This is a genomic window from Streptomyces alkaliphilus, assembly GCF_014141535.1.
Lineage (GTDB): Bacteria > Actinomycetota > Actinomycetes > Streptomycetales > Streptomycetaceae > Streptomyces > Streptomyces alkaliphilus.
The window spans coordinates 1-7,506 of sequence record NZ_VKHT01000146.1; the positions used below are offsets into that span (position 1 = coordinate 1).

Genomic DNA, 7,506 nt, shown 5'->3' on the forward strand with positions numbered 1-7,506 from the left:
GGGGTGGGGCCGACCGGGCCGGGGCTCCGCTCGGCCCCACCCCCCGCGCGCTCAGCCCACCGAACTCCAGTGGGATGCGTCGTCGCCCTCGATGATCCGGCTGTGTCGCCCGTCCACGCCCACCGGTGCGTCCCCGGCGACGGTGACCCGGTGCAGCAGCCGCGGCAGGTCGCCGTAGTCGTCCGGCGCGTAGTGCTGCGTGATGCGGTTGTCGAAGATCAGCAGGTCACCGGGGTGCCACTGCCACCGCACGACGTTCTCGGGGCGGGTGACGTAGGACTGGAGGATTCGCAGCAGATCGGCGGACTCTGCGGACCCGAAGCCCTCCAGGCGCTGGGCGAAACCGCCGATGAACAGCCCCCGCTCACCCGTCTCGGGATGGACCCGCACCACGGGGTGGGAGGTGCGGTACCGCCGGGAGACGAACTGCCTGCGGTGCTCGGCGGCCCGTTCCGTGCGGGGCTCGGCGTAGTCGTGCTCGTTGGTGTGCACGGCCCACAGCCGATCGGCGAGTTCCCGCAGGGGGGCCGGGAGGTCGCGATAGGCGGCGCCGGTGTCGGCGATCAGGGTGTTGCCTCCGTGCGGCGGGACGACCAGGGCCCGCAGTGTGGTGGCCTTCGGCGGGGTGCGCACGAAGGTCACGTCGGTGTGCCAGTGGTTGGCCCGCACACCGCCCTCCCCGTCGACCGGGAGGATCGCCGGCTGTCCCTCCAGGGAGTCGACGGTCGGGTGGGCCCGGGTCGGCTCACCGAAGAGGGAGGCGAAGCGCAACTGCTCGGCGTCGTCGAGGTGGGCACCCCTGAAGAAGAGAGCCTTGTGCTCCGGGAGCGCCTCGCGGATCTCGGCGAGGATGCGGGGGTCGGGGGTGCCGTGCAGGTCGAGGCCGATGATCTCGGCGCCGAGGCGTCCGCCGACACGGCGGATGTCGAACGCGGTGGTGGTCATAACGGATGGTCCCTTCGGATGCGGTGTGCCGTCCCGCCCCGGGGCACGGGGCGGGTGTGGTGAGCTGCCTGGACGGGGCGGACGGTGTGGCCGGACCCCGTGGCGCGGTAGGGGGCGTGCCCCGGCCGGACGGGAGCCGGGGAGCCGGTACATCGCCCGGTGGGCAGGACCCGCCCCTGCAGGGGTGAGGAGGTCATCCGCCCACCCCCGTCGGCAGAACGGCGGGGCCGGCCCCGGACGCGGCCGCTGCCTGGTCTTCCCGCCTGTCACCGTGGCGCCGGCCCGCGGGGCGCGGCAGTCCGTAGTGGCCGCGCAGCGTCCGGCTCCCGTAGTCGGCACGGAAGAGGCCCCGGCGCACCAGGATCGGCACCACGTGGTCGACGAAGTCCGCCAGGCCGGTGGGCAGGATCGGCGGCATGATGTTGAAGCCGTCGGCGGCGCCGGCGCGGAACCACTCCTCGATGGTGTCCGCGATCCCCTCCGGCGTACCGGCGACGACCCGGTGCCCGCGTCCTCCGCCGAGTCGGGCGATGACCTCGCGAATGGTGGGGTTCTCCCGCCGGACCAGCTCCGCGACCAGCTCGAAACGGCTCTTGTTGCCGTTGATCCGCCGTTCGTCGGGGAGCGGCGGCAGAGGGCCGTCCAACGGCAGACCGGTCAGGTCCGTGCCGAGCATCCCGGAGAGTTGTGCGAGGCCGTACTCCGGGATCTGGAGGGCGGTCAGTTCCTCCTCCAGCGCCCGGGCCTCGGCCTCGGTGCTCCCGAGGATCGGGCACAGGCCGGGGAGGATCCGCAGGGCGTCGGCGGGCCGGCCGTGTCGGGCGAGTCGGGAACGCAGGTCCCGGGCGAACGCCAGGGCGTCCCCGAGGGTCTGCTGGGCGGTGAAGACCGCCTCGGCGTGGCGGGCGGCGAACTCCCTGCCGTCCCGGGACGAACCGGCCTGCACCAGCAGCGGATGGCCCTGCGGCGGGCGGGGCACGTTCAGTGGCCCGGCGACACGGAAGTGCTCACCGTGGTGATCGATCGGCCGCACGCTCCCCTCCGCGGTCCAGCGGCCCGCCCGGCGGTCCAGGACGATCGCGTCGTCCTCCCAGCTGTCCCACAGCTTGCGCACCACCTCCAGGAACTCGTCGGCCCGGGCGTAGCGCCGGGCGTGCTCGGGGTGCGACGCGTACCCGAAGTTCCGGGACTCGGCCGGATTGCCCGAGGTCACGATGTTCCAGCCGGCACGGCCGGCGCTGAGGTGGTCCAGCGAGGCGAACGCCCGGGCCACGGTGTAGGGCTCGTGGAAGGTCGTCGAGACGGTGGCGATCAGACCGATTCGCTCGGTCACCGCGGATAGCGCCGCCAGCAGGGTCAGGGGCTCGAAGCCCCCGACGGTGTTCCACCGGGCGTCCCCGAGCAGGGCCAGGCCGTCGGCGAGGAAGAGGGAGTCGAAGTGGCCCCGCTCGGCGGTGCGGGCGAGGTCGATGAAGTGGGCGGGGTCGATGACGCCACCGGGGCGGGCGTCGGGGTGGCGCCAGGCGGCGTCGTGGTGCCCGGCGTTCATCAGGAAGGCGTTGAGGTGCAGCCGGCGCGGCTGTGGTTCGACGGTCACGGGAGACTCTTTCGGAGCGGGATATCGGGTTCCGGGGTGGGGGCGGGCCGATGAGCCGGACGGACGGGTCCGCGTCACCCCCGCTCGTCGGGGCGGCCGGCGGTCAGTCGGCGTTCCACGGTCAGGAGCAGGTGGTTCACCAGCAGGCCGATGGCGGAGATGGTGATGATCCCGGCGTACATCCGGGGGATGGCGAAGTTCAGCTGCGAGGAGTTGATCAGGTAGCCCAGCCCGGCCCGGGCACCGACCATCTCGGCGGCGACGAGGACGAGGATCGCGACGGCCCCGGCCAGCCGGATGCCGGTGAAGATCGTGGGGATCGAGGCGGGCAGGACGACTTTCCGGAACAACGCCGGCGGTGAGAGGTCCATGGACCTCGCCAGGCGCAGCAGGGTCGGGTCGACCGTGCGCACCGCGCTGATCGTGTTGAGCAGGATCGGCCAGGTGCAGGCGAACAGCACGATCGAGATCTTCGAGGTCTCCCCGATGCCCAGCAGCAGGACGAAGACCGGCAGCAGCGCGAGGGCCGCCGTGTTGCGGAAGACCTCCAGCAGGGGGTTGAGCAGGTCGGCGAGTGGTCGGTACCGGCCGATGAGCAGGCCGAGGGGGACGGCGAGGAGCACGGCGAGACCGAAACCGGCTCCCGAGCGCACCAGGCTGGCGGAGGTGTGGGACCACAACTGTCCGCCGATCAGCAGTTCCCACCAGGCGAGGGCCACCTCGGAGAACGGCGGCAGGAAGACCCGGTCCACCAGGTCCAGCCGAGGCGCCATCTCCCAGACCAGCAGGAGGGCGAGAAGCGCCACGGTCCGGGTGGCGACGGCCGTGAGGAGACGGCCGACGGCGCGCAGGGCGCCGGCGGGGAGGGGCCCCGCCCGGTCGGGAACCCCGGACGTCCCGGGTTCCGGCGGGGGCCCCGTCCCGACTGCGGAGGGGGATGTCGGGGAGGTGGGACGGACGGAACGCCCGATGGTGGTGCTCACGCGGCGAGCTCCTCTCGCTCCCGGGCCCGGGCGAGGGCCACCTCGTCGTGGAGGAGTTCCCGAATCCGATGGGTGAGGCGGGTGAATTCGGGATCGGAGCGCAGGGAGGCCGCGTCGGTGCCCTCCCGGTCCAGTTCGACGGGCACGATCTCCTTGATCCGGCCGGGCCGGTGGGTGAGGACGACGACGCGGTCGCCGAGCAGGACCGCCTCGTCGATGCCGTGGGTGATGAAGACGATCGTCCGACCGGTGCGCCGGTGGATGCGCAGCAATTCCTCCTGGAGCCCCTCGCGGGTCTGGGCGTCCAGCGCGGCGAAGGGCTCGTCCATGAGCAGGACGTCGGGTCCCGCGGCCAGGCTGCGGGCGATCGCGACCCGCTGCTTCATGCCGCCGGACAGCTCGTGCGGATGGCGGTCGCCGAAGCCGGTCAGACCCACCAGGTCGAGGTGATCACGGGCCCGGGCGGCGCGCTCGCGACGGGGCAGACCCGTGGTCTCCAGACCGAACTCGATGTTGCCCAGCGCGGTGCGCCACGGCAGCAGGGCGTACTGCTGGAAGACGATGCCGCGATCGGTTCCGGGGCCGGTGACGGGCGCGCCGTTGAGCAGGATCTCGCCCTCGGTGGGGGTGGTGAGTCCGCCGACGAGGTCCAGCAGGGTGGACTTGCCGCAGCCGCTGGGGCCCACGACGACGAGGAACTCACCGTCTGCGACGGTCAGGTCCACGGTGTCCAGGGCGGTCACGGTGTGGTCGGGACGCGGGCCCCGTCCCCGGGCATCACGGGTGCGGAGGGGGCGACGACCGCGCAGGGCGAAACGTTTGGTGACGCCGCGCAGTTCGATCCGGGCCGTCATCGATCCGTCTCCTCGGTCTCGGTGTCGGCCGGGGCGTCCCCGGCGTTGTTGAACTCGTTGGTGAACAGGTCCGCGGCCCCGATCGATCCGGCTTCGATCTCCCCGCGCTCGGCGAGCCAGTCGATCCACAGGTCGAACTCGCCCTCGTCGATGAGGCCTCCGGTGCCGGCGACCCCGTAGGACTTCCAGTAGCGCAGGGCGTCGGGGGACTCGTCGCGGTCCCGCCGTTCGACGATGTCGGTCATCCGGGCGATGACTTCCTCGCGGGGAGTGGTTCGCGACCACTCGATGGCTCGGCCGACCCCGGTCACGAAGGCCCGCACGGTCTCCGGGTGGCGTTCGATGAACTCGTCGGTGAAGACGTAGCTCCCGGCGCTGAAGTCACCCAACAGGTCGTGGTCGTTGAACAGTTCGCGGATACCGCCCTGCTCCTTGGCCTTGTCGCGGAGGATCCCGCCGAGCACGGCCACCTCGATCTGCCCCTGGCGCAGGGCCTGTTCGGTGTTGACCGGTGGCAGCACCAGCCGTTCCACGTCCGCGGCCTCGTCGGCGGACAGCCCTTCGCGCCCGAGGTGGATGTCGAGCATGGCCTCGGCGTGGGCGCCCAGGGTGTTCATCGCGACCTTGGCGCCGATCAGGTCATCGGCCTCCCGGATCGGGGAGTCCTCCAACACGTAGTAGCCGTGGTAGGCGTCCCGGTCGACGCCGTAGTAGCCGATGACGGCGGTGATGGAGGCGTTGGCCGCGGCCAGCTTGATGACGGCCCCGTTGAAGGCGCCGCCGAAGTCGATCTCGCCGGACGCGGTGGCCTGGATGTCCTGCGGACCACTGATGGTGTTGCCGACCCACTCCAGCTCGATGCCCTCCAGGTAGCCGAGATCCTCGGCGAGTTCGGCGGGGGTGACGGCCCCGGAGGAACCCTGGTAGCGCAGGGTCGTGAGGTTCCCGTCGCCCCCGCTCCCCCCGTCGTCACCGGTGGCGGTGCCGCAGCCCACGGCGACGACGGACAGGGCGAGGGCGGCGAGCAGCGCGCGCCGGGAGGTGCGGATGACCGGCCGATCGGGGCGGGACGGCCGGGGGGCCGGGGCGGCGGTGGATATCCGGGACGCGAAGGGTCTCGTGGCACTCATGACGGTGATGTCCTCGGTGGTTCGGACGGGTACGGGGCGGGTTGATCCCGGGGCACCCGGTGGATGGCTCAGGGAAGGGAAGGAGCGAGAGAGGCGCCGGCGGCCGGCAGGGCCTCGATGAAGTGGTCGAGCACGTCGAACAGCCGCAGCTCCGCCTCCGCGGCCAGGGTCACCCCGCCGGCCGCGCCGGGCTCGATGTCACGGTCGAGGACGAAGCAGCCACCGACCACGTGGCGGGCGCCCAACGCCACCAGCACGGGTCGCAGGGCGTAGTCGATGGCCAGCAGGTGGGACCGGGTACCGCCGGTCACCAACGGCAGGACGGTCTTCCCGGTCAGCGTCGACTGCGGCAGCAGATCGAGGAAGGTCTTGAGGAGGCCGGAGTAGGAGGCCTTGTAGAGCGGAGTGGCGACGATCAGGCCGTCGGCGAGGGCGACGGCGTCCACCGCCGCGCGCACGGCGGGCGCGTCGGCCCGGCCGTGGAGCAGATCCTCGGCGGGCAGGTCGCGCACCGCCAGATGGGCGGCGTCGAAGCCGGTGAGGGAGAGGCGCTCGATGACGTGGTGGACGAGGAGGGAGGTGCGGGAGCGTTCGGACGGGCTTCCGGACACGGCGAAAACAGCGCTCATGACTCTTTTCCGGGCAGGCTGAACACGTATGGGGCGATCGGTGATGTCCCGCGGGGCGCCACACCGGAAAACCGGGATTCGCGGAGCGAACAGGCGACACGAGGAAACAGGGGAAACGGGGGAAGGGGAAACACCGGAGCGCGGGGAGTCCGGAATGCCGGAAGTCACCGTGGTGACGATGATTCACCGGCTCCGGGGAAACCCGGGCACCCGACCCCCGCCGGGGCGGGAATCAACCGGGAAAAAGGACCGTGCGCGACCGTGCGGGTACGGGTGTCACCTGGGCCCCGGGGCCGTACGGACGGTGGGCCATCGATCCTCCGGTCCACCCCGTCCCTCACGGGGAAAGCGGGGCGGGGCCGCCCGCCACGGCCCGTCGAAGGGGCCCGCAGGCAGGGAAAACGATGGTTCACGGCCCGCACCGCGCCGGGACACGGCACGGGGGCACGAAAGAAAAGCCGAACCGAGGGCTCAGCGGGAGGCGCGACAGATGGCGCTCGCCTGGCGCCGGAGGTCGACGTGCAGTCGCACGACGAGAATGTCGGAATCGCTCACGGAGGTGAGGATGCCGGCGCGGGAACCCCTCCGTCAAGACAATCCGCCCCGATGTCCCGAATGCCGAGACGAGCAACTGAATTCCGTCACGCCCCACGGTGTTCCATCGGGCTTCGCGGTATTTCGTCGACCGGGCGAGGGGCCCGGGAGCCCTCCCGTCACCCGTCCCGATCGAGGCGCGCACGGAGGAGGATCGGGACGGCGGTGACACCGGGGGCTCCCGGGGTGGTTCCGTGACGGCGGAGGGCGTCCCCGGGGCCCGGGCGGGGGTGCCGGCGCGTTAGCCTTCCAGGGTGCCGGATGATCCCTCGGAGCCACGGAACGGAGCGAGGCCACCGCGCGGCGTCGCGCTGTCGCTCCTCATCAGCATGGGCGCGTGGTTGATCTTCGGTTCCCCCATGAGCGGGGGCGGCGGCGGGATTACCGAGGAGGCCGCCGGCGGGTGGGTCGCCCTCCCCGCTGATCGCTCGGAGGGCTCGCGCTGCGGTTGGGACGGCACCTGGGGGATCCTCCAGTACCGGGGTGCCCAGCCCACCCGGGTGGGTGAGGATCTCTCCGTCCAGCCCGGTGACCGTTGGGAGTTCGAGAACGGCTGGGAGGCCGCCGACTGGCTGCGGGCACTGGCCGGCGAACCGCTGCCCGGCGCGCCCCAGGAGGGCATGGGGCCGGCGGAGATCGCCGAGTTCCTCCAGAGCGCGCCCGCCACCTGGAGGTACGGCGGTCGGACCGCCTGCGTGGTCGGATCCGGTGCCTCCCCCACCCCGGAGGGGCGGTGACCCACCGATGAGCCCGGAAGCCGTCTCTTATACTCAT

Annotated in this window: 8 protein-coding genes; 1 reads left to right on the forward strand and 7 read right to left on the reverse strand. The window is 72.1% G+C overall.

Annotated elements, in window-relative coordinates; translation table 11 throughout:
- Positions 1-51 precede the first annotated feature (51 nt).
- From FNQ90_RS07425 to FNQ90_RS28650, 7 genes are all read right to left on the reverse strand, one after another.
- Positions 52-945 (reverse strand): TauD/TfdA dioxygenase family protein, encoded by an 894-nt coding sequence (locus FNQ90_RS07425; RefSeq protein WP_182605596.1) that lies wholly within the window; start codon positions 943-945, stop codon positions 52-54.
- Between the two features lie 193 nt (positions 946-1,138).
- A complete protein-coding gene (locus tag FNQ90_RS07430) occupies positions 1,139-2,542 on the reverse strand; it encodes an LLM class flavin-dependent oxidoreductase (RefSeq protein WP_323379824.1) in 1,404 nt (467 codons plus the stop codon).
- A gap of 74 nt (positions 2,543-2,616) precedes the next feature.
- On the reverse strand, positions 2,617-3,525 hold the full coding sequence (locus tag FNQ90_RS07435; RefSeq protein WP_407699320.1) for an ABC transporter permease: 909 nt from the start codon (positions 3,523-3,525) through the stop codon (positions 2,617-2,619).
- Positions 3,522-4,379, reverse strand: a complete 858-nt coding sequence (locus tag FNQ90_RS07440; RefSeq protein WP_182605598.1) for an ABC transporter ATP-binding protein — start codon at positions 4,377-4,379, stop codon at positions 3,522-3,524. The genes FNQ90_RS07435 and FNQ90_RS07440 overlap by 4 nt, the downstream gene beginning before the upstream one ends.
- Positions 4,376-5,509, reverse strand: coding sequence for an ABC transporter substrate-binding protein (locus tag FNQ90_RS07445; protein ID WP_182605599.1), 1,134 nt, complete (start codon positions 5,507-5,509; stop codon positions 4,376-4,378). Before FNQ90_RS07445 ends, FNQ90_RS07440 begins: the two co-directional genes overlap by 4 nt.
- A gap of 68 nt (positions 5,510-5,577) precedes the next feature.
- Positions 5,578-6,138 carry an NADPH-dependent FMN reductase gene (gene ssuE / locus FNQ90_RS07450; RefSeq protein ID WP_182605601.1) on the reverse strand — a complete coding sequence of 187 codons (561 nt, stop codon included), beginning with the start codon at positions 6,136-6,138 and terminating at the stop codon, positions 5,578-5,580.
- Between the two features lie 471 nt (positions 6,139-6,609).
- On the reverse strand, positions 6,610-6,693 hold the full coding sequence (locus tag FNQ90_RS28650) for a putative leader peptide (RefSeq protein ID WP_407699321.1): 84 nt from the start codon (positions 6,691-6,693) through the stop codon (positions 6,610-6,612).
- Positions 6,694-7,091: 398 nt separating this feature from the next.
- Here FNQ90_RS28650 and FNQ90_RS07455 point away from each other — a divergent pair, with 398 nt between their 5' ends.
- On the forward strand, positions 7,092-7,469 hold the full coding sequence (locus FNQ90_RS07455; RefSeq protein ID WP_182605602.1) for a hypothetical protein: 378 nt from the start codon (positions 7,092-7,094) through the stop codon (positions 7,467-7,469).
- Positions 7,470-7,506: the final 37 nt, after the last annotated feature.